General features: G+C 62.4%; 25 protein-coding genes. 10 read left to right on the top strand and 15 right to left on the bottom strand.

The annotated features are described in order from the left end of the window. Positions 1 to 113 precede the first annotated feature (113 nt). A complete protein-coding gene (locus GJW30_RS02125; protein WP_096351053.1) occupies positions 114 to 1,463 on the top strand; it encodes a polyhydroxyalkanoate depolymerase in 1,350 nt (449 codons plus the stop codon). Between the two features lie 229 nt (positions 1,464 to 1,692). Next, entirely contained in the window at positions 1,693 to 2,544 is an 852-nt protein-coding gene (locus GJW30_RS02120) for a M48 family metallopeptidase (protein ID WP_197703794.1), read from the top strand. A 174-nt stretch (positions 2,545 to 2,718) separates the two neighbouring features. Here GJW30_RS02120 and GJW30_RS02115 read toward each other — a convergent pair whose 3' ends face one another. The 6 genes from GJW30_RS02115 to GJW30_RS02090 form a co-directional block, all read right to left on the bottom strand. Beyond that, entirely contained in the window at positions 2,719 to 3,834 is a 1,116-nt protein-coding gene (locus GJW30_RS02115) for a CaiB/BaiF CoA transferase family protein (RefSeq protein ID WP_096351051.1), read from the bottom strand. Positions 3,835 to 3,960: 126 nt separating this feature from the next. After that, on the bottom strand, positions 3,961 to 4,197 hold the full coding sequence (locus GJW30_RS02110) for a GIY-YIG nuclease family protein (RefSeq protein ID WP_347337728.1): 237 nt from the start codon (positions 4,195 to 4,197) through the stop codon (positions 3,961 to 3,963). Between the two features lie 213 nt (positions 4,198 to 4,410). Next, a complete protein-coding gene (gene pcaG / locus GJW30_RS02105; protein WP_096351050.1) occupies positions 4,411 to 4,998 on the bottom strand; it encodes a protocatechuate 3,4-dioxygenase subunit alpha in 588 nt (195 codons plus the stop codon). Further along, the gene (gene pcaH / locus GJW30_RS02100; protein WP_096351048.1) at positions 4,998 to 5,696 is read right to left on the bottom strand and encodes a protocatechuate 3,4-dioxygenase subunit beta; all 699 of its coding nucleotides are present in this window, start codon (positions 5,694 to 5,696) and stop codon (positions 4,998 to 5,000) included. The genes pcaG and pcaH overlap by 1 nt, the downstream gene beginning before the upstream one ends. A 93-nt stretch (positions 5,697 to 5,789) precedes the next feature. Further along, positions 5,790 to 6,998: a 3-oxoadipyl-CoA thiolase gene (pcaF, locus tag GJW30_RS02095; RefSeq protein ID WP_096351045.1), complete on the bottom strand. Its 1,209-nt coding sequence runs from the start codon at positions 6,996 to 6,998 to the stop codon at positions 5,790 to 5,792. Between the two features lie 45 nt (positions 6,999 to 7,043). Further along, positions 7,044 to 7,865: a patatin-like phospholipase family protein gene (locus GJW30_RS02090; RefSeq protein WP_096358605.1), complete on the bottom strand. Its 822-nt coding sequence runs from the start codon at positions 7,863 to 7,865 to the stop codon at positions 7,044 to 7,046. 65 nt (positions 7,866 to 7,930) lie between these two features. Between GJW30_RS02090 and GJW30_RS02085 the strand changes: the two genes are divergently transcribed. Next, the gene (locus GJW30_RS02085) at positions 7,931 to 8,875 is read left to right on the top strand and encodes an alpha/beta fold hydrolase (RefSeq protein ID WP_197703760.1); all 945 of its coding nucleotides are present in this window, start codon (positions 7,931 to 7,933) and stop codon (positions 8,873 to 8,875) included. Here the strand turns inward: GJW30_RS02085 and GJW30_RS02080 are convergent, their stop codons facing one another. The 5 genes from GJW30_RS02080 to GJW30_RS22490 form a co-directional block, all read right to left on the bottom strand. Further along, positions 8,876 to 9,964, bottom strand: coding sequence for a phosphotransferase family protein (locus tag GJW30_RS02080; protein ID WP_096351043.1), 1,089 nt, complete (start codon positions 9,962 to 9,964; stop codon positions 8,876 to 8,878). 99 nt (positions 9,965 to 10,063) lie between these two features. After that, on the bottom strand, positions 10,064 to 10,960 hold the full coding sequence (locus GJW30_RS02075; RefSeq protein WP_096351041.1) for an alpha/beta fold hydrolase: 897 nt from the start codon (positions 10,958 to 10,960) through the stop codon (positions 10,064 to 10,066). Positions 10,961 to 10,993: 33 nt separating this feature from the next. Continuing rightward, the gene (locus GJW30_RS02070; RefSeq protein ID WP_096351038.1) at positions 10,994 to 11,620 is read right to left on the bottom strand and encodes a 2-hydroxychromene-2-carboxylate isomerase; all 627 of its coding nucleotides are present in this window, start codon (positions 11,618 to 11,620) and stop codon (positions 10,994 to 10,996) included. A gap of 48 nt (positions 11,621 to 11,668) precedes the next feature. Then, positions 11,669 to 12,139, bottom strand: a complete 471-nt coding sequence (locus tag GJW30_RS02065; protein ID WP_096351035.1) for an Lrp/AsnC family transcriptional regulator — start codon at positions 12,137 to 12,139, stop codon at positions 11,669 to 11,671. Positions 12,140 to 12,178: 39 nt separating this feature from the next. Beyond that, positions 12,179 to 12,385 carry a hypothetical protein gene (locus GJW30_RS22490; RefSeq protein ID WP_130364713.1) on the bottom strand — a complete coding sequence of 69 codons (207 nt, stop codon included), beginning with the start codon at positions 12,383 to 12,385 and terminating at the stop codon, positions 12,179 to 12,181. Between the two features lie 31 nt (positions 12,386 to 12,416). On the opposite strand from GJW30_RS22490, the gene hppD reads away from it, so the two are divergent. From hppD to GJW30_RS02030, 7 genes are all read left to right on the top strand, one after another. Continuing rightward, positions 12,417 to 13,529, top strand: coding sequence for a 4-hydroxyphenylpyruvate dioxygenase (gene hppD / locus GJW30_RS02060; protein ID WP_096351031.1), 1,113 nt, complete (start codon positions 12,417 to 12,419; stop codon positions 13,527 to 13,529). A gap of 322 nt (positions 13,530 to 13,851) precedes the next feature. Beyond that, positions 13,852 to 14,202, top strand: coding sequence for an AtpZ/AtpI family protein (locus tag GJW30_RS02055; protein WP_096351029.1), 351 nt, complete (start codon positions 13,852 to 13,854; stop codon positions 14,200 to 14,202). A gap of 42 nt (positions 14,203 to 14,244) precedes the next feature. Further along, positions 14,245 to 14,997 carry a F0F1 ATP synthase subunit A gene (locus tag GJW30_RS02050; RefSeq protein ID WP_096351026.1) on the top strand — a complete coding sequence of 251 codons (753 nt, stop codon included), beginning with the start codon at positions 14,245 to 14,247 and terminating at the stop codon, positions 14,995 to 14,997. A 56-nt stretch (positions 14,998 to 15,053) separates the two neighbouring features. Continuing rightward, positions 15,054 to 15,281, top strand: a complete 228-nt coding sequence (locus GJW30_RS02045) for a F0F1 ATP synthase subunit C (protein WP_096351023.1) — start codon at positions 15,054 to 15,056, stop codon at positions 15,279 to 15,281. 86 nt (positions 15,282 to 15,367) lie between these two features. Further along, the gene (locus tag GJW30_RS02040) at positions 15,368 to 15,907 is read left to right on the top strand and encodes a F0F1 ATP synthase subunit B family protein (RefSeq protein WP_096351021.1); all 540 of its coding nucleotides are present in this window, start codon (positions 15,368 to 15,370) and stop codon (positions 15,905 to 15,907) included. 3 nt (positions 15,908 to 15,910) lie between these two features. Continuing rightward, positions 15,911 to 16,396, top strand: coding sequence for a F0F1 ATP synthase subunit B family protein (locus tag GJW30_RS02035; protein WP_096351019.1), 486 nt, complete (start codon positions 15,911 to 15,913; stop codon positions 16,394 to 16,396). 184 nt (positions 16,397 to 16,580) lie between these two features. Beyond that, positions 16,581 to 16,910, top strand: a complete 330-nt coding sequence (locus tag GJW30_RS02030; RefSeq protein WP_096351017.1) for an MmcQ/YjbR family DNA-binding protein — start codon at positions 16,581 to 16,583, stop codon at positions 16,908 to 16,910. 207 nt (positions 16,911 to 17,117) lie between these two features. On the opposite strand, the gene GJW30_RS02025 is transcribed toward GJW30_RS02030, so the two are convergent. From GJW30_RS02025 to ubiG, 4 genes are all read right to left on the bottom strand, one after another. Continuing rightward, positions 17,118 to 17,639 carry a hypothetical protein gene (locus tag GJW30_RS02025; protein ID WP_096351015.1) on the bottom strand — a complete coding sequence of 174 codons (522 nt, stop codon included), beginning with the start codon at positions 17,637 to 17,639 and terminating at the stop codon, positions 17,118 to 17,120. A 95-nt stretch (positions 17,640 to 17,734) separates the two neighbouring features. Further along, the gene (locus GJW30_RS02020) at positions 17,735 to 19,267 is read right to left on the bottom strand and encodes a serine hydrolase domain-containing protein (RefSeq protein WP_130364711.1); all 1,533 of its coding nucleotides are present in this window, start codon (positions 19,265 to 19,267) and stop codon (positions 17,735 to 17,737) included. A 48-nt stretch (positions 19,268 to 19,315) separates the two neighbouring features. Next, positions 19,316 to 20,209, bottom strand: a complete 894-nt coding sequence (locus tag GJW30_RS02015) for a DMT family transporter (RefSeq protein WP_096351011.1) — start codon at positions 20,207 to 20,209, stop codon at positions 19,316 to 19,318. Between the two features lies 1 nt (position 20,210). Further along, complete coding sequence (gene ubiG / locus GJW30_RS02010) at positions 20,211 to 20,945, bottom strand: bifunctional 2-polyprenyl-6-hydroxyphenol methylase/3-demethylubiquinol 3-O-methyltransferase UbiG (RefSeq protein WP_096358603.1); 735 nt, start codon at positions 20,943 to 20,945, stop codon at positions 20,211 to 20,213. Between the last annotated feature and the right edge of the window lie 17 nt (positions 20,946 to 20,962).

Here is a 20,962-nt window from a genome sequence, read left to right as displayed (position 1 = left end):
CGTCCAGTTGTACGACCACCGGCCGGGAGCTGGTCACGAAGATCGCGAGGTGCCTTGCATCAGCTTGGGCATCTGAAATGGCGACTCCGTGTTTCGAGTGGGGTTGCCTCCGCATGAAAACCTTTCCGCTATATCAACTGTACGAGATGCAGCACGCGGCGCTCAGCCCGTTTCGGGCCGTAGCTGACGCGTCGAAGCTTCTCTTCCAAAACCCCGTTAATCCGTTCTCGCACACGCTGTGGGGCAAATCGGTTGCCGCGACTGCCGAAATGTTCGAGCGGGTCACGCGCCGCTACGGCAAGCCCGAATGGGGTCTCGACGATACCGAAATCGACGGCGATCGCGTCGCGATTCACACGCGCACCGTCTGGCAGCGCGCTTTCTGTGGCCTCACGCACTTCGCGCGCGTCACCGAGAAGCCGTTGCAGGATCCGCGCGTGCTGATCGTTGCGCCGATGTCCGGGCACTATGCGACGCTGCTGCGCGGCACGGTTGAAGCTCTGCTGCCGCGCCACGAAGTCTACATCACGGATTGGGTGGACGCGCGTTCGGTGCCGCTCGATGAGGGCGACTTCGATCTCGACAGCTACATCGACTACATCATCGAGATGCTGCACCACCTCGGACCGGATACCCATCTCGTTGCGGTCTGCCAGCCGTCGGTTCCGGTGCTCGCTGGCGTCGCGATCATGGAAGCGCGCGGCGACAAGTTCGCGCCGCGTTCGATGACGCTGATGGGCGGCCCGATCGATACCCGCTCGAACCCGACCGCCGTCAATAAGCTGGCGCAGGAGAAGGGCATTGAGTGGTTCCGCGAGAACGTGATCACGCATGTGCCGTTCCCGCATGCCGGCATGATGCGCCCGGTTTATCCGGGTTTTCTGCAGCTTTCCGGCTTCATGTCGATGAATCTCGACCGCCATGTCGGCGCACATCGCGACATGTTCGGCCATCTGGTGCGCGGCGACGGCGAGTCGGCGCAGAAGCACCGCGAATTCTACGACGAGTATCTTTCGGTCATGGATTTGACCGCCGAGTTCTATCTGCAGACCGTCGATACGGTGTTCTGCAAGCACGCTCTGCCGAAGGGCGAGATGATGTATCGCGACGAGAAGGTCGACCCGTCGAAGATCCGCAACGTCGCATTGCTGACCGTCGAAGGTGAACTCGACGACATCTCGGGTGTCGGCCAGACCGAAGCTGCGCATCGTCTCTGCAGCAATCTGCCGCCGTCGAAGAAGCAGCACCATCTACAGCCGGCGGTCGGACACTATGGCGTGTTCAACGGTTCGCGCTTCCGCAAGGAGATCGTGCCGCGCATCGAAGCCTTCGTTCGTGCGCACGGCGGCGCACCGAAGAAGTCGCGCAGCGCAAGCGGTAACGGCGAACGCACGCCGAAGACGTCGGATGCCGCGATCGTTTCGCATACGAAGGACGAAACGAAGACCGCGACGACGCACTGATCGCGCTTTTGTTGAAGAGATTACGCGGACGAAAAGACCGGCTCAGGCCGGTCTTTTTTATTGGTCGCCCTAGGGGCGGGGAAGACCCGAATCCCGCCTCAAGTCAACGATTCTTTGTGGCTAGATTTAGATACCGGAACAAGCTTTGACTCCGGAATCATAGCTTTTAGCTACTAAAGCTAGGGATATGGAACGGCTCGCGAATACCGAATCTTGAAATGCAACAGTGATGCAAGATTGCATCTGGCATCGCCGAGCCGAAGTTTGGCAGACTCGGGGCACATTCTCGATACCCCGGTTAGAACCCATGTTGCGTGCGATGCTTTATCGGCGGCCAACTGAGCCGCAGGCGATTGAACTTCCCTTCGACGGGGAGATTTTTCTGGTGCGTTTGCGCCGTCACCGTCAGGCGCGCCGCTACACGTTGCGCATTCAAGCCGCGACCCGCGAAGTGATCCTCACGCTGCCACCGCGCGGCACCGTGAAGGAAGCGAAAGCATTTGCCGAGAAGCATGGCGGATGGATCGCGGCACGCATCGGGCGTCTGCCGGAGATCACACCGTTTCGTAACGGCCTCATCATTCCGCTGCGCGGCGTTCCGCATCGCATCGTGCATCGCAAGGGCGAGCGCGGCACGGTGTGGACCGAAGAAGACAACAACGGCAAGCCGATCATCTGCGTCGCGGGCGATGCGGAATATCTGCAACGCCGCGTTACCGATTACCTCAAGCGCGAAGCGCGCCGCGATCTCGAGGTCGCGAGCCGTGCTTACGCGGAGAAGCTCGGCGTCTTCATCAAGCGCTTGACGATCCGCGATCAGGCGAGCCGCTGGGGCTCATGCTCGACGACCGGCGCGCTCTCGTATTCTTGGCGGCTCATCATGGCGCCGCCGCATGTGCTCGATTACCTTGCCGCGCATGAAGTCGCGCATATGGTGGAGATGAATCATTCGAACCGCTTCTGGCGGCTCGTGCGCAAGATTCATCCGGGCTACGAGAAGGCGAAGGTCTGGCTCGACGTGCGCGGCACAGAACTGCACCGCTATGGTGCTGTTGGCCGCATTCCGCTCGACGTGGATTGATCGCTCAGAGCTTCCGCGCACGAGGTGCCCACCTCTCCCATAGGGAGAGGTCGGACTGCGAAGCAGTCCGGGTGAGGGGTTCCATTCCCTCAATAGGTAACTTCCCCTCACCCGCTCGCTACGCTCGCGACCTCTCCCCATGGGAGAGGTGAGCCCGAGCTCGCGGCGAGCGTCTCAGCCGAACTCCGCGCGGATCTTCTCCGAATGCTGTCCGAGCGCCGGGACGTCGCCGTGGCGGCGCGGCACGTCATGGATCGCACCGGGCGTCGGATAACTGAGCGGCCCTGACGGCGAACCGATCGTCATGCGGCGCAGATGCGGATGCTCGGCCAGCGCCGGCATATCGGACACACGAGCGAAAGCGACGTCGGCCTTCTCCAAAGCCAGCATCAGCGGCTCGGCATCGTGGCGTGCGAAAGCCGCCGCGACATGTGCGTCGGTCTCGGCGCGGCGTTTGAGCCGCTCGACCGCCGTGCCGAAGTCCGGATGCGCCGCAAGTTCCGGCGTTTCCATCACTTCGGCCGCGAGGCGGCGCCATTCGCGATCGTTTTGGATCGAAATCAGGATGTCGATGCCGTCGCGTGACTTGAAGGCGCCGTAGGGTGTGATCGAGACGTGAGCGAGGCCGATGCGGACCGGTGGCTTGCCGCCTTCGTGCTGCAGCAACGGCACCGTCATCCAGTCCGCCATCGCGTCGAACATCGAGATCCTGATGGCAGACCCTTCACCGGTGCGCCCGCGCGCGATCACGGCTTCGAGCACCGCCGAGTACGCGTTGAGCCCGGTGCCGACGTCGACGACCGAAACGCCGACGCGCGCCGGCGCTTCGGGCCCGCCGGTGACATGCGCCATGCCGACGTCAGCCTGGATCAGGAGATCGTACGCCTTGCGCTGCGAATAGGGCCCGCTCTCGCCGTAGCCCGAGATCGAGCAGCAGATGAGTTTCGGATAATCCTGCCGGAGCCGCTCAACCGCAAAACCGAGCTTCGCAATCGCGCCGGGCTTCAGGTTCTGTATGAAGATGTCCGCCTTAGCGAGCAGCTTCTCGAGAAACGCCTTGTCGTCGGCCTTGGTGAGATCGAGGATGAGAGATTCCTTGCCGCGGTTCAGCCAGACGAAATAACTGCATTCGCCATGCACCAGGGTGTCGTAGTAGCGCGCGAAGTCTCCCTCCGGCCGCTCGACTTTGATGACGCGCGCGCCCGCATCGGCGAGACGGCATGAACATTTCGGTGCCGCAACGGCTTGTTCGATCGAGACGACGAGAAGACCTTCGAGGGGGAGGGGCATTGATGGCTTTCTTTTTTTCTCGAAAACTCAACCCTCATCCTGAGGAGCGCGGCGTAGCCGCGCGTCTCGAAGGATGCAGGCCACGGCGCTGCGACAATGTCGAAAGCGAACTGAAGTCGCCACGGATCAGAGCTTCCTTTTTGCTCTCGACCAGCCTTTGATCTGGCGCTCCGCCGCGATCGCGTCGGTCACGCGTTCAAACCATTGCGAGAAGACAAGCGCAACTGGTCGCCGTAATGCGGTATAACCGCCAAACGATCCAGCATTGTGCTCATCGACGCGTCTCTGCAGCCCGTCGCGTGCAGTCCCAGCGTAGTAGCTGCCGTCCGCGCACTTCAAAATGTAAACGTAAGCGCCGTCCATAGGCCGCCCTCGTCCTTCGAGACGCGGCCGGATCGCTTCGCGATCTGGCCGCCCTCGTCCTTCGAGACGCGGCCGGATCGCTTCGCGATCTGCCCGCTCCTCAGGATGAGGGCGGGTGTGACGTTGCGCAAGATCCGCTGTTACCCCAAAGTCAAACCTTCGTCCTGAGGAGCGACCGTAGGTCGCGTCTCGAAGGATGTTGGCGACTGCGCGCTACGCTTCGAAGAACACCGTCTCGTTGTCACCTTGAAGGTGGATGTCGAAACGGTAGACGATCGCGCCATCACGATCGTGGCGGTTGGCAATCAGCGTATCGCGGCGATCAGCCGGGACCAAGCCAAGGATCGCGTCTTCGGCGTTGGCTTTCTCATCCGAGAAATAAATGCGCGTGGTCAAGTGCCGCAGCACGCCGCGCGCGAAGACATTGACGGCTATGTGCGGCGCTTGCGGCTTGCCGTCCGGCCCAGCGACGGAGCCGGGGCGGATCGTATCGAAGGAGTAATCGCCCTCGGCATTGGTCGGTGCGCGGCCGAATCCCTTGAATGCCGTGTTCGCACCGGCCTTCGCGCCCGCCGCGTGATTGAGCTTGCCCTCGGCGTCGGCCTGCCAGGTCTCGACCATCGCGTCGGGGATCACCGCGCCATCGCCGTCAAAGATGCGGCCTTCGATGCGGATGCGTTCGCCCGAAACGTCCGGCGTCAGCAGCGAATTGAAGATGATGTCGGTGCCGCCGTAGGTCGACGGCACGAGGCCGTAGAGGAAATACGGGCCGACGGTGGAGGAGGGCGTGATTCCGGACATCAGTGCTCCATCGGCGTCGCGTTGCGGCCACGCAATACGATGTCGAAGCGATAGGCGAGCGCCCATTCGGGCACCGTCGCGTCAAGATCGAAGCTTGCGACTTGGCGCGCCGCGACAGCCGCATCCTCCGGCGCGTTGAAGATCGGATCAAAGGCGCATAGCGGATCGTTTGGGAAATACATCTGCGTCACGAGGCGCTGAACGAAAGCGTTGCCGAACAGCGAGAGGTGAATATGCGCCGGCCGCCACGCATTGTGGTGGTTGCGCCAGGGGTATGCACCCGGCTTGATGGTGACGAATTTGTAGTGGCCGTCCGCGTCGGTGACGCAGCGGCCCGCGCCGGTGAAATTCGGATCGATCGGGGCGGGATGCTGATCGACGACGTGGATGTAGCGGCCTGACGCATTGCACTGCCAGATTTCGATCAGCGTGTCGGGGATCGGGCGCGCGTCCTCGTCGAGCACGTGTCCGTGCACGATGATGCGTTCGCCCTGCGGCTCGCCGGCATGCTGGCGCGTGAGGTCTTCGTCGCCGGCGCGGATCGCGCCGTGGCCGTACGCCGGGCCGGTAAGTTCCGACAGCGTGTGCGGAAGGATGATGAGCGGCTGCTTCGGCGATCGCTTCGCGGTCGAGCGATACTTCTCGAAGTCATAACGCGGGTGCGCGCGCAGGCTCGCGCTTGGGTACACGATGCTCATCGGTTTCCTCCGGCGCTCAATGTAAAACGGGACCGGCTGCGATTGAAACCCGGCCCCGTTGGCTATTTCGGCGAAAGCCTTGCCGCTTTTCGCTTAATTGACGCGTTCGATGGCGACCGAAAGACCCTGGCCGACGCCGACGCAGAGCGTCGCCAGCGCGCGCTTGCCGCCCATTTTCTCGAGCTGGTGCGTTGCCGTGAGGGCAAGACGCGCGCCCGACATGCCGAGCGGATGGCCGAGCGCGATGGCGCCGCCATTCGGGTTCACATGGTCGGCATCGTCCGGCAGGCCAAGGCCGCGCAGCACCGCAAGGGCCTGCGCCGCGAAAGCTTCGTTGAGCTCGACGAGATCGAAGTCGGAGATCTTGAGGCCGAGCTGCGCCATCAGTTTCTGCGTCGACGGGATCGGGCCGATGCCCATTACGCGCGGCGCGACGCCGGCCGATGCCATGCCGAGAATGCGTGCGCGCGGGGTGAGGCCGTGTTCCTTCACGGCCTTCTCGGACGCGATGATGATCGCGGCGGCCCCGTCGTTGACGCCCGACGCGTTGCCGGCCGTGACAGTGCCGGGATCGCGGAACGGCGTCTTGAGTTTCGCCAGCATCTCGGGCGTCGTGTCGGGGCGCGGATGTTCGTCTTTGTCGACCGTGATCGGGCCGGCTTTACCGCCTGGCACCTGCACGGGCACGATTTCTTCGGCGAAGTAGCCGGACGCGATGGCCTTGCCGGCGCGCTGCTGCGAGCGGAGTGCGAAGGCATCCTGGTCGGCGCGGTTGATCTGATGATCCTGCGCGACGTTCTCGGCGGTCTCGGGCATTTGATCGATGCCGAAATTCTTCTTCATCGCCGGATTGACGAAGCGCCAGCCGATCGTGGTGTCGAAGATTTCCGCGGAGCGCGAGAAGGCATCCTGCGCTTTGGCCATCACGAAGGGCGCGCGCGTCATCGACTCGACGCCGCCCGCGATCGCAAGGTCCATTTCGCCGGTGCGGATCGCGCGTGCGGCTTGTCCGACGGCCTCGAGGCCCGAGGCGCAGAGGCGATTGAGTGTGACGCCGGGGGTCGACGCCGGAATGCCGGCCAGCAGCAGTGCCATGCGTGCGACGTTGCGGTTGTCTTCACCGGCTTGATTGACGTTGCCGTAAAAGACTTCCTCGACCTTCTCCCAATCGACCTTCGGATTGCGCTCCATCAGCGCTTTGAGCGGAACGACGCCGAGATCGTCGGCGCGAACCTTCGAGAGTACGCCGCCGTAGCGGCCGATCGGTGTGCGCACGGCGTCGCAGATGAAGGCGTCTCGCATGATATCCTCGCGTTTCCTTTTTGGTTGGCTCGCTTTTAGCCGAGTTCAGAGAAGCGCGCCAAGCTTCGCTTCGACCTCCGGCTTGATGGCATCGGCGACGCGCAGAATCGCGCTGACGCTGAGGAAATCCAATAGGCGGAATGTCGAGACATTCGGACGCAGGATGAGATCGGGCGCCCCGTCGCGTAACTTCCCGGCCGTGATCGACTGGCCCATCAGCTGGATTGTAGAGAACAATGCGTCCCACGGGTCCGGGATACCGCGCGGTTCGGTCGGTCCGGTCGCGGTGTCGACCGCGACGATCACATCCGCACGCCCACGCGCGATATCGAACGGCAGCGGGTTGGCGGCTGCGCCATCAACGAGAATACGGCCGTCGATCTCGACCGGGCGGACGAGGCCCGGGATCGCCATCGAGGCCGCGAGCGCGGGTAGCAAGGGGCCTGTCGCGAAGGTGCGTTCGTGCCGGCCGTAGAGATCGGTTGCCGTGACGGTTAGCGGTATCGCTAGGTCTGCGAATGTCTCCGGCAAATGCTCGCCGAGAAACGTGGTGACGAGTATTTCGGCATCCATCAGCACTGGATTGCCGAGGCCGGGGCTGAGCAAGTCCGACCACGTTCCGACGCGCGCTTTCATCAACAGCCGCCACACGTCGCCGCGGTCGCGCAGGCTCGCGATGGCGAAGCGGCGAATCTCGCGCGGCGGCATTCCGGTGGCGTAGAGCGCGCCGATGAGTGCCCCCATGGAGGAACCCGAAATCAGCGCGGGTTTGAGGTCCATTGCGTCGATCGCTTCCAGCACCGGAATATGCGCAAGACCGCGCGCGCCGCCGCCGCCGAGTGCCAATGCGAAAGATTTGCGCTTCATGTCTGCATGCATAGATGTGATCGACCGCCATAATATGGCGAAGCCTCACGTGATAAGAAGCCGCCATGCTGGTGCTGAAGATCATTCTTGGTTTTGTCGGCGTGCTGGTTGCTGCCGCCCTCGTGTTCTTCGTCGCGAATTACGCGCCGGAGAAGCCGGTCGACGAACTCAAGGCGCGTTGGGCGAAGCCGCCGTCACAATTCGTCGCGATTCAGGGCATGCAGGCGCATGTGCGCGACGAAGGACCGCGCGACGATCCGCAGCCGATCGTCTTCATGCATGGCATGGGTTCGTCCCTGCACGCGTGGGAGGATTGGGTTCGGTTGCTGAAAGACAAGCGCCGCGTCATCACGATGGATCTGCCCGGCTACGGGCTGACCGGACCGGCGCCGGATCGCAACTACGGCCGCGATCGCGACGTCGCGTTCGTCATCGCGATCCTCGATGCGCTCAGCGTCAAACGCGCGGTGTGGGGCGGCAATTCGCTCGGCGCGGGCGTTTCGGTCGCGGCGGCGCTTTCGCATCCGGATCGTGTCGCGAAACTGATCTTGGTTGACGGCGGTTATCCGCTGTTCGGCGGACGCAGCGATCCAATCGGTCTGCGCATCCTCGAAACGCCCGGCATCAACGCGCTTCTCCGCAACACACTGCCGCGTTTCATGATCGTCAGCGGCATGCGCGCCGCGTGGGGCGACCCGAACAAGATCACCGACGAGAATATCGATCGTGCTTACGAGCTCACGCAACGCGAAGGCAATCGCCAAGCGATCATCGATCGCTTCGGCCAGCGGCAACGCGGTGCTTCGCCGTCGCGGCTTGGCGAGATCAAAGTTCCGACGCTCGTTATGTGGGGCAAGAAAGATGGGCTGATCCCGGTCGAGGCGGCGCACAAACTGCACGCCGCGATCCCCGGCAGCCAGCTCGTGATCTTCGACGAACTCGGCCATGCGCCCGAGGAAGAAGATCCCGCCGGCACCATCGGTGCCGTGCAGAAGTTTCTGGCGGAATAGTTATTTCGCGCCGGCGCGCTTGGCGTAGTCCCAACCGGCGGCGGCGAGCGGACGCACCATCTTGCCGCGCGCCGCGGCATGCGCGCTGGTCGCGGTGCCGTCGCGCACGCGGCCCATGATGCCTTGCAGAATGCCGGCGAGGCGGAAGAAGTTATACGCCGTGTACACGTCGAAATAGGGACGCGGGTCGAGGCCGGTGCGATCGCTATACGCCTCGATGTATTCGTCCTTCGTCGGAATGCCGAGCTTAGCGAGATCGAGGCCGAGGAGCGAGCCGGAGCCCGGGCCGCCGTCGCCGCGCGGCATCGACCATTGCATCATGTGATACGTGAAGTCGGCGAGCGGATCGCCGATGGTCGAGAGTTCCCAATCGAGAACTGCGATCACCTTCGGCTTCTCTGGATCGAGGATCATGTTGTCGATGCGGTAGTCGCCGTGCACGACGCCGGCTTTCGGCTCTGGCGGCAGATGCTTCGGCAGCCACTCGATCAGCCGCTCCATGTCGTCGATCTTCTCGGTCTCGGAGAGGCGGTACTGTTTCGTCCAGCGATCTGTCTGCCGCGCGACGTAGTTCTCCGGCCGGCCGAAAGTGCCGAGGCCGATCTTCTCGGGATCGTATGTGTGCAACTGCGCGAGCGTCGCGTTCATCGCGTCGAACACCTGCGCGCGCTCCACCGGGCCGGACAGCGTCGGCATGTCGGCTTCCCACAGGATGCGGCCATCGCCGAAACCCATCACGAAGAAGGCGGTGCCGGTGACGCTTTCGTCCTCGCAGTAGAGATACGGCTTGGGGACCGGATAGCCTTGCGGATAGAGCGCCGCCATCGCGCGATATTCGCGGTCGACCGCGTGCGCGGAGGCGAGCAGTTTGCCCGGCGGCTTGCGGCGGAGAACGTAGGCACGGCCCGGCGTCGTGAGCTTGTAGGTCGGGTTCGACTGGCCGCCTTTGAACTGCTCGACCGTCAGCGGGCCTTGGAAGTCCGGAATGTGCTTCGCCAAATATTCTTCGAGCCGCGAGGTGTCGAAGCGCAGCGCTTCGGCCACTTCCTTGGTGCCGCTGAACGTTTCCTGGCGACTGGCTTCCGTCATCGTTTCCTCGTGCGGCCCGCAATGGCCTTTATGGGTCGGCAATCCCTCCCTTTTGCCGGAAGAGGGCAGCCCGGATCAAGTGTCAGGCCCGTTGTGCCGTCACGCGAAGAATTTCAGAAGCGCTGCCTGCGTCTCCTCCGGCTTTTCCTCCGCGAGGTAATGCCCGCAGGAGAGCGAATGGCCGGACACATTCGTTGCCCATTGGCGCCACACATCGAGCGGGGTCTTCTCGCTCGGGATGCCCTTGTCGCCCCACAGCGCGAAGAGCGGGATAGTGATCTTGTTGCCGGCATCGCGGTCGGCGCTGTCGAATTCGAGATCGCGCGTTTGGCCGGCACGATAGTCCTCGCACAGTGCGTGAATGCGCGTCGGGTCGTTGAAGAAGGTGTGGTAGTGCGCGAGCGCGCGCGGATCGAAACACGAAATGTCTTTCGTGCCGGACTGCTTCGACGATTTGAGATTCCAATAATCGATCGGTGCGCCGCCGACCATTTTCTCCGGCAGTGGATAGGGCTGAGCGAGAAACGTCCAGTGCCAGATCTTCATCGCTAGATTGTCGTCGAGATCCTTCCACATATTGTAGGTCGGCACGATGTCGAGGACCGCGAGCTTTTCGATACGGCCCGGGTGATCGAGCGCCATGCGATAGCCGACACGGCCGCCGCGATCGTGCCCAGCGAGTTTCCAGCGCACGTGGCCGAGTTGCTCCATCACGGCGATGATCGCGTTCGCCATCGAGCGTTTGTCGTAGGGCGAGTGGTCGGGCTTTGCTTTCGGCGCGGCGGACCATCCGTAGCCCGGCAGGTCCGGCAAGATCAGCGAATATTTTTCCGCCAATGCCGGAGCGACGCGGTGCCACATCACGTTGGTCTGCGGATGGCCGTGCAGCAGAAGCAGCGGCGGACCTTTGCCGCCGGTGCGCACAAAGATGCGCCCAGCGTCCGTGTCGATCCAATGCGACTCATAGCCCGGGAAAAGATCCGCGAGATCGGGCATGCTTCCTCCGCTTATTTTTCTTCGACGCGCGCGTTAGACCGCGTCGTTCTTGAATCCGGCGCGGCCCGACGTGATCGCGTCGTCGAGCAATTCGAGGCGGTCTTGGCCCCAGAAGACTTCGCCGTCGCGCACGAAGCATGGCGAGCCGAACGCATCGACCTTCACGGCCTCTGCGTAATTCTGCTCGTAGCGCGCATTGATCGCGTCGCTTTTCGCGGCCTCGAGTAGTTTTTCGCCAGGGAGCTTCAGCGCATTCGCGAGCTTCACCAGCTCGCCGCCGTCCGCGTAGGAGACTTCGTCTTCCCACACGGCGGCCATACCGCGGGCGACGAATTCGCGAACGTCGTGACCATCCGCGAGTGCCGCAACGACAAAGCAATCGGCCAGCGTGCCGTCGAACGGCCACTGCTTCGGACGCAGATGAAAGTTCAAGCCGCGCTTCTCGCGCCAGCGCTGCAATTCGAGAATGCGATAGCGCACCCGCGCCGGATGCCGCTTGCCGAGCGGAAGTCCGCCGGTCTCCGCGAAGACGCGGCCGAGCGGGACCGGCTTGTAGTTCACGTTGAGCTTGTGACGATCGACGATCGCGTTGAACGTCTTCGTGCCGATATACGCCCATGGCGAAACCATGGAGAAGTAGTAGTCGATCGTCTCTGACATGCTGAACTCCGGCGAGGGACCGCCAGCATGCTGATTTGCGAGCGGTCGTCAAAGCGGCAGCGCGTTCTCTTCCTTCAACGTATCGAGAACGATCGCGGTTTTGACATGCTGGACGGAATCGTGCGGCAGCAGCACACCGTTGACGAATTCGGACAGTGCCTTGAGATCGCGCGTGACGACCTTGAGGATGTAATCCATGTCGCCTGTGAGCGCGTGCGCTTCCTGCACCTCCGGCAACCGCTTCACGAGTTCGGCGAAGCGCACCGCGTTGTCGCGATTGTGGGTCGCGAGCGTCACCGTGATCACATTGACGAGGCCGAAGCCGAGCCGCTCGCGCGACAGCACCGCGCGATAACCGCCGATGTAGCCCTCGGCCTCTAGGCGCGCGCGCCGACGGGAACATTGACTGGGCGAGAGGTTCACTTTCTCCGAGAGATCGTTGTTCGTAAGTCGCGCATCGGCTTGCAAAAGCGCGAGGATTTTTCGGTCAAAACCGTCGATATGCTCCAAATCCGTCATGTCAGGCTCATTTCATGCAAGAATATTGCATATCTTTCTCTATATTCCTGCAGAATGCAAACACAACGCATGGTTTTGCGCGTAGCTTTTGTACCAATCCGTCGTTGAAGAAGGCGCTTGCAGAGGACGCTCACCAAGAAGGTGCGGACAAACCGTTTTGAAGCGTCCAACCGAACCGCCCAACGAAGAACGGTTGAGGTCAATGCCTTTGCCGTCGTGGACCGAAAGCGCCCAATATTCGGCCATGACGGCTCGTATTCGAGAAAAGGACAGCGCGATGGGACCGTTTCCGCACAATGCGCCCCCGGCCGTGATCAGCGAGCAGAACCCTGCCGGCACCGACGGCTTCGAGTTCGTCGAATTCGCCCACCCGGAGCTCGAAAAGCTCGAGGCTCTGTTCACTCGCATGGGCTATGTCGCGGTGGCGCGCCACAAGACCAAGGCCATCACGGTTTGGCGCCAGGGCGACATCAACTACGTCATCAACGCCGAGCCGTCCTCGCACGCGATGACATTCGCGGGCGAGCATGGCCCTTGCGCCGCCTCGATGGCCTGGCGCGTCGTCGATGCGCAGCACGCTTTCGATCATGCGGTGGCTAAGGGCGCGACGCCTTATACGGGCAACGACAAGGCGCTCGATGTGCCGGCGATCGTCGGTATCGGCGGCTCGCTCCTGTATTTCGTTGAGAAGTATGGGGCGAAAGGTTCGGCGTATGACGCCGAATTCGAATGGCTCGGTGCGCACAACCCGCGCCCGGCCGGTGTCGGCTTCTATTTTCTCGATCACCTGACGCACAACGTCTATCGCGGCAACATGGACATCTGGTGGGATTTCTATCGCGAGAAATTCGGCTTCAAGCAGATCCACTTCTTCGATATCGACGGGCGAATCACCGGCCTCGTATCGCGTGCGATCACCTCGCCATGCGGGAAGATTCGCATTCCGCTCAACGAATCGAAGGACGAAACGAGCCAGATCGTCGAATACCTGAAGAAGTATAAGGGCGAGGGCATCCAGCACATCGCGGTCGGCACCGATGCGATTTACGACGCGACCGACAAGCTCGCGGCGAATGGGCTCAAGTTCATGCCGGGCCCGCCGGACACCTACTACGAGAAGTCGCACGAGCGCGTGCAGGGCCACGATGAGCCGATCGCGCGTATGAAGCAGCACGGAATCCTGATCGACGGCGAAGGCGTGGTCGAGGGCGGGATGACGAAGATTCTGCTGCAAATCTTCTCGAAAACCGTGATCGGGCCGATTTTCTTCGAGTTCATTCAGCGCAAGGGCGACGAAGGTTTCGGTGAAGGAAACTTCCGCGCGTTGTTCGAGTCGATCGAGGAAGATCAGATTCGTCGCGGCGTGCTCGATGAAGGCAAGGCGGCTTAGTTCGCTGCCACAGTAGCCCCACACTCCGTCATGGCCCGGACAAGCCGGGCCATGACGAACGCTGGCGCTGAGTTTCGCTCCGACGACAACCGGAGTTTGCGGACTGTCAGCACATTTCGCGTCTTCGCTGCACCACTCGAAGATTCATCTTGCGGCGCAACAGCGCGGTGCGTGTGAATCGCCGGTTTTTAGAACGCGCTCAATCACTTAAATCGATGCGCCGAATTCTTGACACAGTATACCCTCGTGCGTATGTTCCGCGCGGTTTTCGGGGGTGCGAAAACGCCTTGATTTGCCTCGATTTGAGTGGGTGCTGGCAGCTATGAGCGACGGCACGCGGGGTGGGGATAGCAAGCGCACAGACGAGGCCGGTCTCTCCGCGAGGCTAAAGCAGCTTGGCGAGGGTCTCGACCGCAGCGGCGTGCGCCGCGCGAACGAGGCACCGCCCAGCCGTACCACGGGGGATCCGACGGCTTTCGCCAAGGGCATGCGCCTCTCGGCCGAAATGATCGGCGGTGTGGTCGTGGGTGGCGGTCTCGGTTGGATCGTCGACTATGCGTTGGGCACGTCGCCTTTCGCCTTTATCACGCTCTTCCTGCTCGGTTTTGCAGCTGGGGTGTTGTCGGTGATGCGGTCGGCCGGGGTCGTCCCGGAACGAACGACCAAAGATTGATTCAAGCGCCTCCTGGCGCGCAGAGAAGGAACCGGTCAGGTCATGGCGGACCCGATCCATCAGTTTCAGATCAACAAGCTTCACGTGCTTGGTTCGATCGGCGGCCACGAAATCGCGTTCACGAATTCGGCCCTATTCATGGGCATCGCGGTGGTCGGCATCTCGTTGCTGATGATCGGCGCGACCGCAAAGCGCGCGCTGGTTCCGGGCCGCACGCAGTCGCTCGCCGAGCTTTCCTACGAGTTCGTCGCCGACATGATAAAAAGTACGGCGGGGCCGGACGGGATGCGGTTCTTCCCGCTCGTCTTCTCGCTCTTCATGTTCATCCTTCTGCTCAACCTGCTCGGCATGGTGCCGCTCGGCGGCTTCACGGTCACGAGCCACATTGTCGTCACGGTCGGGCTTGCGCTGATCGTCTTCTTCACGGTCATCGTTTACGGCATCGCGCATAACGGGCTGAAGTTCTTCAAAATCTTCGTGCCGAGCGGCGTGCCTGCCGCGATCCTGCCGCTGGTTGTCGCGATCGAAGTCATCTCGTTCATCTCGCGCCCGATCTCGCACTCGGTGCGTCTGTTCGCCAACATGCTGGCGGGTCACATCACGCTGAAGGTGTTCGCCGGCTTCATCGGCGCGCTCGGCGCACTCGGCATCGGCGGCTGGCTCGGCGCCATTCTGCCGTTCGCGATGGTCGTCGGCCTCACGGCGCTCGAATTCTTGGTCGCGTTCCTGCAGGCTTACGTGTTCGCGATTTTGACCTGCATCTACCTCAACGACGCTATTCACCCCGGTCACTGATCATCAGCCCGGCTGAACACTCTCACAAACCAACACCCTAGCAAGGAGCTTCTACAATGGATCCGCAAGCAGCCAAGTTCATCGGTGCAGGCATCGCGTGCATCGGCATGGCAGGCGCTGGCATCGGCGTCGGCACGATCTTCGCGAACTACCTGATCGGCGCTCTGCGCAATCCGTCGGCTGCTGCCGGCCAGTTCGGCACGCTGATTTTCGGCTTCGCCGTGACGGAAGCTCTCGGCATCTTCTCGCTGCTCGTCGCGATTCTGTTGCTGTTCGTCGTCTAACGCGACGTTGCTTCGGTTGAGGCCGGACGCTTACCGCGTCCGGCTGTCGTCCCGCACTCTCGCGGGGATCTCATTCGGAGAGCCTGATGGCGACCCCTACGCAAGGCCATGGTTCGACGCAAGCGTCCGGTAAGCCGGCGTTTCCGCCGTTCGAGAAAGAACATTTCGTGTCGCAGCTGATCTGGCTCGCGATCGCGTTTGTCATTCTCTATTGGCTGATGTCGAAAATCGCAGTGCCGCGCGTTGCCGGCATCCTGGCCGATCGCCGGGCGCGGATCGAAGGCGATCTGGCGCAGGCGCAGAAGGCGCGTGACGAGGCGGAGGCCGCAGGCGTGGCTTACGAGAAGTCGCTCGCCGAAGCACGCGGCCGCGCGCAGACGATCGCCAACGAGACTCGCGACAAGTTCGCGGCGGAAGCCGAGACGGCGCGCAAGTCGCTCGAGGCTCAGCTCAACGCGAAGCTTGCCGACGCCGAGAAGTCGATCGCGGCGACGAAAGCCACCGCGATGACCAACGTGCGCGGCATCTCGGTCGATACCGCAAGCGCGATTGTCGAGCGTCTCACCGGCGCTGCTCCGGCCGGACCGTCGGTGAACGATGCGGTCGATCGGGCTCTGAAGGGATAAGCGATGCTGTACGAAGCGGAATTTTGGGTCGCGGTCGGCACCATCTTTTTCATCGGGCTGCTGATCTATCTCGGCGTTCACAAGCAGGTCGCCGATGCGCTCGACGGCCGTCGTGTCCGCATCCAAGCCGAACTCGACGAGGCGAAGCGCCTCAAGGACGAAGCGCTCGCGTTGATGGCCGAGTATCAGCGCAAGAAGCAGGAAGCCGAGAAGGAAGCGGCCGAGCTGATCGCTCAGGCGCGCGCCGACGCGGAGCGTTACGCCGCTGAAGCCAAGCAGCGCATGGACGAATTCGTCACGCGCCGTACCAAGATGGCGGAGACGAAGATCCAGCAGGCAGAGCAGCAGGCGGTTGCGGAAGTTCGCTCCGCCGCGGCCGACGTCGCGATCGCGGCAGCGTCCGACATTCTCGCCGTGACGTCGAAGGGCAAGGTCGCCGAAGATCTGATTGCAAAGGGCATCAGCGACGTGAAGGCGCGGCTGAACTGATCTCGATTTGATTTCGATACGGAAAGGCCCGATCCTCGATCGGGCCTTTTTGTTTTCGATGCAGCAACGCCGTCATGGCCCGCTTCATGCGGGCCATTCATGTCTTGCTTTCTGGCTACGCAGCCAAGACGTGGATGGCCCGGACAAGCCGGGCCATGACGAACGTTGAGCTTGGAGATTGCCGATGGCCACCGCGCAGGATCTTCGCCGCATCGCGTTGTCGCTCGAGGGAGCGAGCGAAGCGCCGCATATGGATCGTGCGGCCTTCCGCGTCGGGCGCATTTTCGTGACGCTCGCGGCAGACGGTCAGACCGCGAATTTCAAATTTACGCCGGACGAGCAAGAGTTCAAATGTATGCTCGCCCCGGAGGCCTTCGCGGCGATCCCGAATGGCTGGGGCCGTCAAGGCTGGACGACTGCTACATTGTCGAAGCTGAAGATCGCGGAGCTAAAAGATGCGCTAATTACCGCGCATGCTCACGCGCTGCCCGTGCCGAAGAAGAAGCGGCGCTAGCGCATCAAGCTGACGCGTTAGTCTTGCTCTCCGTCATGGCCCGCTTCATGCGGGCCATCCACGTCTTACTTTCTGGTCGACTCGGCCAAGACGTGGATGGCCCGGACAAGCCGGGCCATGACGGTGATTGATAGCGAGCGTTGAGCACCCAAGAAAAAGGCCCGATCGTGGATCGGGCCTTTCGTTTCGCGTGTTGAAGACGAACGTTTACTTCGGCACGGCCTTCAGGCTGTCGCTGATCATGCGAAGCGCGGGTTCGTTGAGCTTCACGCCCTCGGCGTCGCCCCAGAAATACAGCAGCACGGAGTCTTGCTCGTTGAGGATGACGAAGGTTAGGCCCGCATAGGTCGGGCCGTCTTTGTCCTTCGCATTCCAAGTGACGTCGATCGCCGGCAGGCCGTTGATCTTCGTCTCGCTCTGTTTCGGCTCGCCCGCGAGCGTGATGCCTTGCTCCTGAAAGAACTCGATCGCCTGCTTCAGCGCTTCTGCAACGTCCTTGATCTCGACGGCCTCGGCCGCGATGTAAACCTTGTTGTCCGGCGACGTCGCCTCGACGCCATCTTCGATCGCCTGCGGGTTCCAGCTATCCGGAACGACGATCACGGCCACCGGCCGGTCATCTCCAATGGTGAAACTTTTAGCTGCCGCCGGCGATGCGGCGAAAGCAGCCGTAGCCGCGAATGCGATTGCGGTAAGGACGTTTCTTAGACGCTGTTTTTGCGCGCTCATGTTTATTCCCAATGCGTGAAGGCCGCGCGCGCATTGGGTATCTACGTAGGGACGAAGTCAAGCTCGACGTGTCGGAAAACGTGCGCTCGAGCGGGCTACAATCGCGCCTTCAGCGCCGGCAAGGATGTGGCGGCGGAATTGACGTTGACGCTGCGATCGATGCGCACATTCGCGCCGTTGAATTGGCAGACGACGGTGTCGCGGAAAGCACTTTCGACGAAGGCCCATGACATCACGAATGTGCGGTCGTCTTGCCAAAAGCCGCTGGCGACGACGCGCATCGAAGCGGGCGCGTACTCGTGATGCAGCGCGCGGCCCGGCATGCTGGTGTTGCCTTCGATCGGCTCGACGAGCCCCACCTCGACCGTGTGCGTGCCGTTTGCGTCTTCGAGCGAATAGACGCAAGTGCCGCCGGAGAACTCGAAGCGAACCGACTTGATGTCGTCCGTGTTCTCGAGCGCCTTGTACGTCTTGCCGGAGACGTGCGGCACGATGGGAGAAGGCTCCGATGGTTCGAATGAAGCGACCTCCAAATTCTTGAGGCGCTTCACAAGCTTTGAGAGATTCTTCTCGTCTTTGCCGACTTCGTCGCCGAACGCAGCCGGGAAATGCTTGAACAGCATGTATTCGAAACGGCTACGCGACGGGATCGCGGCATTCACCGCGATGACGGCATCGTGCTTTGGAAACACGACGGAATACTGTTCGAACAATCCGTCGGCGAGATAGGCCGGAACATCGTCCGGTGCGCGCCACCACTGCCAGCCGTATTTGCCCGGCGTGTGCGGGTGCTGAACTTGCTCGACCCATTCGCGCGGCAACAGCTGCTTGCCGTTCCATTGGCCGTATTGCTGATGAAGGATGCCAAGCTTGAGCGAGTCGACGGTCTTCCAGCTCAGCCCGTTGGCGCCCGGGTTGATGTTGTCGGGGCCCATGTCCCACGCATAACCCGCGATGCCGAGCGGTTCGAAGAAACGCGGCCGCAGATATTCTTCGAGCGGCTGCCCCGTCGTCTTCGTGATGATCGCCGAAAGCATATACGTCGCGGCGCTCGTGTAGACCCATTTGGTGCCGGGCGGAAACTCGACCGGAATCTTGAAGAACTCCGCGACCCAACTCGTCTTGATCGGCCGCCACACGGAGCCTGACGTCATCGATGCGTGACCGGTTTTCATCGCGAGCAGATCGCGCACCGTCATGGCAGCGAGATTGTCGCTGACTTTTTCGGGCAGCTTGTCGGGGAAAAACGAGACGACCCTGTCGTCTAGCTTGAAGCGGTCTTCCGCGATCGCCATGCCGACCGCAGTCGCGGTGACGCTTTTCGTCAGCGAATGCGTCATGTGGTTGCGGTCGGCGCGATAAGGCGCCCACCACCCTTCTGCGAGAACGTGCCCGCGCCGCGCTAGCATAAAGCCGTGCAGCTCGTAACCTTGTGCCGCAACGTCATCGAGGAAAGCTAGAATCGCGGACGGCGAGACGCCGAAATCTTCCGGCCAAGCGCGCACCAAACCATCCGCCGCGCTCGCGGCCGCATGAGCCGCGATCAAGCTTTGCGGCATCGCCGCCGCCGCAACACCACCAAGGAAGAGGCCCAGCAGCGATCGACGCTGCAGCAAAATCTCGGTCATCGGATTTTCCAAAACGGATGGAGAAATAATCCGGTGAGCCTACTGCCGTCAGGTCGCCCAGAGCAAGAGCACGACGCCGATCACGATGAGCGATATGCCCATCACGTCGCGTGCCGACGCCTTCTGACCGAAGACGAATAGCGACACCCCTTGCGCGAACAATACTTCGACGAGCGCGAGCGTGCGCACGGCGGCGGCTGTGGCGAGCGCGAAGGCGAGAAACCAGAAAGTCGAGGCGAGGGCGCCCATGAAGCCGGCAAACATCGATGGCCGCCAAGATTGCAGAATCGCGGTGAGGATCGCGCGCTCACGCCACATCAGATAGAGCGTCAGCGCGCCGGCCTGCAGCGCAAGCCCGACCGCGAGCGTGAAGCTCGACACCATGAAAAACTGACCGTCGAGCGCGCGGATCGCGCCGCGAAAGCCGATTGCCGAGAAAGCGAACATCGCGCCGGATGCAAGTCCGAGCGCGGCTGGTTTCCAATCCCGCGTGCCGCTCGCGCCCGGCTTGAACGACATCACCATGACGCCGGCGGTCGCGATCAGAATCGCGGCGGCGAGCAGCGGCGTAATGTGTTCGCCGAGGAAGATCAGGCCGAACAGCGCGACCTGAATCGGCTCGGTTTTCGTATACGCGATGGTGACGACGAAGGAGCGCTCGCCCATCGCGGCGAGCATCAGCCCGGTCGCCAGAATCTGTGATGCCGCGCCGAGGATGACCCACGGCCAGAACGCCGCATTCGGCACGGGAAGTTTCTGGCCGCTGACGATCGCGATCGCGGCGACCGCGATCAGCGCGAAGGGAAAGCCGAAGAGAAAGCGCACATGCGTCGCGCCGGCCGTGCCGAGGGTTGCGGTGAGTTCGCGCTGCATCGCGTTGCGCGCGGTCTGCGCCGCCGCCGCAATGACGGTGAACAGCGCCCAGAGCCAGCCTTCGGTCATGTCAGGTGCGCGCCGCCGTCAGCATGTAGTTCACGTCCATGTCGCGATTGATAAGCCACGCATCGCCGAGCGGATTGTAGATGACGCCGGTCTCGTGGGTCACCGCAAGTCCGCCGGTGCGCATGGCTGTCTCGAATTCTTCGGGCGTGACGAACTTGTCCCAGGAATGCGTGCCGCGCGGCACCCAGCGCAAAATGTATTCGGCAGCGACGATCGCGAGGCCGAAGCTTTTAAGCGTGCGGTTGATGGTGGCGCCGATCATCAGCCCACCGGGCTTCACCATTTGCGCCGCCTTGGCAACGAAGAGATCGAGATCGGCGACATGCTCGACGACCTCCATCGCGAGGACGAGATCGAATTTTTCTCCGGCGTCCGCGAGCGCTTCCGCGGTCTCGGCGCGATAGTCGATAGCGAGCCCCGAGGCCTGCGCGTGCTCGCGCGCGAGCGCGATATTCTCTTCCGCCGGATCGATGCCGGTAACGTCGGCGCCGAGGCGGGCGAGGGGTTCGGACAGGATGCCGGCGCCGCAGCCGATATCGATAACGCGCAATCCCTTGAGGCTATCGAGCTGCTTGGCGTCGCGGCCGAAATGCTCGGCGCAGCGATCGCGGATATAACCGAGCCGCACCGGGTTCAGCCGGTGCAACATGCGCATTGGGCCGGCCTCGTCCCACCAGGTGGCGGCGAGCTTCTGGAAACGCGCAACTTCGGCGGCATCGATGGTGGTTTGCGGCATGCTTCCAGCCATATCGC

The sequence above is a fragment of the Variibacter gotjawalensis genome (genome assembly GCF_002355335.1).
GTDB lineage: Bacteria > Pseudomonadota > Alphaproteobacteria > Rhizobiales > Xanthobacteraceae > Variibacter > Variibacter gotjawalensis.
This window is presented reverse-complemented; position numbering and strand designations above follow the sequence as displayed.

What these genes read in the sequence shown, in the direction of transcription:
- GJW30_RS02125 (WP_096351053.1), top strand. Translation starts at nt 114, where the DNA reads ATGAAAACCTTTCCGCTATATCAACTGTACGAGATGCAGCACGCGGCG.
- GJW30_RS02120 (WP_197703794.1), top strand. Translation starts at nt 1,693, where the DNA reads ATGCAAGATTGCATCTGGCATCGCCGAGCCGAAGTTTGGCAGACTCGG.
- GJW30_RS02115 (WP_096351051.1), bottom strand. Translation starts at nt 3,834, where the DNA reads ATGCCCCTCCCCCTCGAAGGTCTTCTCGTCGTCTCGATCGAACAAGCC.
- GJW30_RS02110 (WP_347337728.1), bottom strand. Translation starts at nt 4,197, where the DNA reads ATGGACGGCGCTTACGTTTACATTTTGAAGTGCGCGGACGGCAGCTAC.
- pcaG (WP_096351050.1), bottom strand. Translation starts at nt 4,998, where the DNA reads ATGTCCGGAATCACGCCCTCCTCCACCGTCGGCCCGTATTTCCTCTAC.
- pcaH (WP_096351048.1), bottom strand. Translation starts at nt 5,696, where the DNA reads ATGAGCATCGTGTACCCAAGCGCGAGCCTGCGCGCGCACCCGCGTTAT.
- pcaF (WP_096351045.1), bottom strand. Translation starts at nt 6,998, where the DNA reads ATGCGAGACGCCTTCATCTGCGACGCCGTGCGCACACCGATCGGCCGC.
- GJW30_RS02090 (WP_096358605.1), bottom strand. Translation starts at nt 7,865, where the DNA reads ATGAAGCGCAAATCTTTCGCATTGGCACTCGGCGGCGGCGGCGCGCGC.
- GJW30_RS02085 (WP_197703760.1), top strand. Translation starts at nt 7,931, where the DNA reads ATGCTGGTGCTGAAGATCATTCTTGGTTTTGTCGGCGTGCTGGTTGCT.
- GJW30_RS02080 (WP_096351043.1), bottom strand. Translation starts at nt 9,964, where the DNA reads ATGACGGAAGCCAGTCGCCAGGAAACGTTCAGCGGCACCAAGGAAGTG.
- GJW30_RS02075 (WP_096351041.1), bottom strand. Translation starts at nt 10,960, where the DNA reads ATGCCCGATCTCGCGGATCTTTTCCCGGGCTATGAGTCGCATTGGATC.
- GJW30_RS02070 (WP_096351038.1), bottom strand. Translation starts at nt 11,620, where the DNA reads ATGTCAGAGACGATCGACTACTACTTCTCCATGGTTTCGCCATGGGCG.
- GJW30_RS02065 (WP_096351035.1), bottom strand. Translation starts at nt 12,139, where the DNA reads ATGACGGATTTGGAGCATATCGACGGTTTTGACCGAAAAATCCTCGCG.
- GJW30_RS22490 (WP_130364713.1), bottom strand. Translation starts at nt 12,385, where the DNA reads ATGGCCGAATATTGGGCGCTTTCGGTCCACGACGGCAAAGGCATTGAC.
- hppD (WP_096351031.1), top strand. Translation starts at nt 12,417, where the DNA reads ATGGGACCGTTTCCGCACAATGCGCCCCCGGCCGTGATCAGCGAGCAG.
- GJW30_RS02055 (WP_096351029.1), top strand. Translation starts at nt 13,852, where the DNA reads ATGAGCGACGGCACGCGGGGTGGGGATAGCAAGCGCACAGACGAGGCC.
- GJW30_RS02050 (WP_096351026.1), top strand. Translation starts at nt 14,245, where the DNA reads ATGGCGGACCCGATCCATCAGTTTCAGATCAACAAGCTTCACGTGCTT.
- GJW30_RS02045 (WP_096351023.1), top strand. Translation starts at nt 15,054, where the DNA reads ATGGATCCGCAAGCAGCCAAGTTCATCGGTGCAGGCATCGCGTGCATC.
- GJW30_RS02040 (WP_096351021.1), top strand. Translation starts at nt 15,368, where the DNA reads ATGGCGACCCCTACGCAAGGCCATGGTTCGACGCAAGCGTCCGGTAAG.
- GJW30_RS02035 (WP_096351019.1), top strand. Translation starts at nt 15,911, where the DNA reads ATGCTGTACGAAGCGGAATTTTGGGTCGCGGTCGGCACCATCTTTTTC.
- GJW30_RS02030 (WP_096351017.1), top strand. Translation starts at nt 16,581, where the DNA reads ATGGCCACCGCGCAGGATCTTCGCCGCATCGCGTTGTCGCTCGAGGGA.
- GJW30_RS02025 (WP_096351015.1), bottom strand. Translation starts at nt 17,639, where the DNA reads ATGAGCGCGCAAAAACAGCGTCTAAGAAACGTCCTTACCGCAATCGCA.
- GJW30_RS02020 (WP_130364711.1), bottom strand. Translation starts at nt 19,267, where the DNA reads ATGACCGAGATTTTGCTGCAGCGTCGATCGCTGCTGGGCCTCTTCCTT.
- GJW30_RS02015 (WP_096351011.1), bottom strand. Translation starts at nt 20,209, where the DNA reads ATGACCGAAGGCTGGCTCTGGGCGCTGTTCACCGTCATTGCGGCGGCG.
- ubiG (WP_096358603.1), bottom strand. Translation starts at nt 20,945, where the DNA reads ATGCCGCAAACCACCATCGATGCCGCCGAAGTTGCGCGTTTCCAGAAG.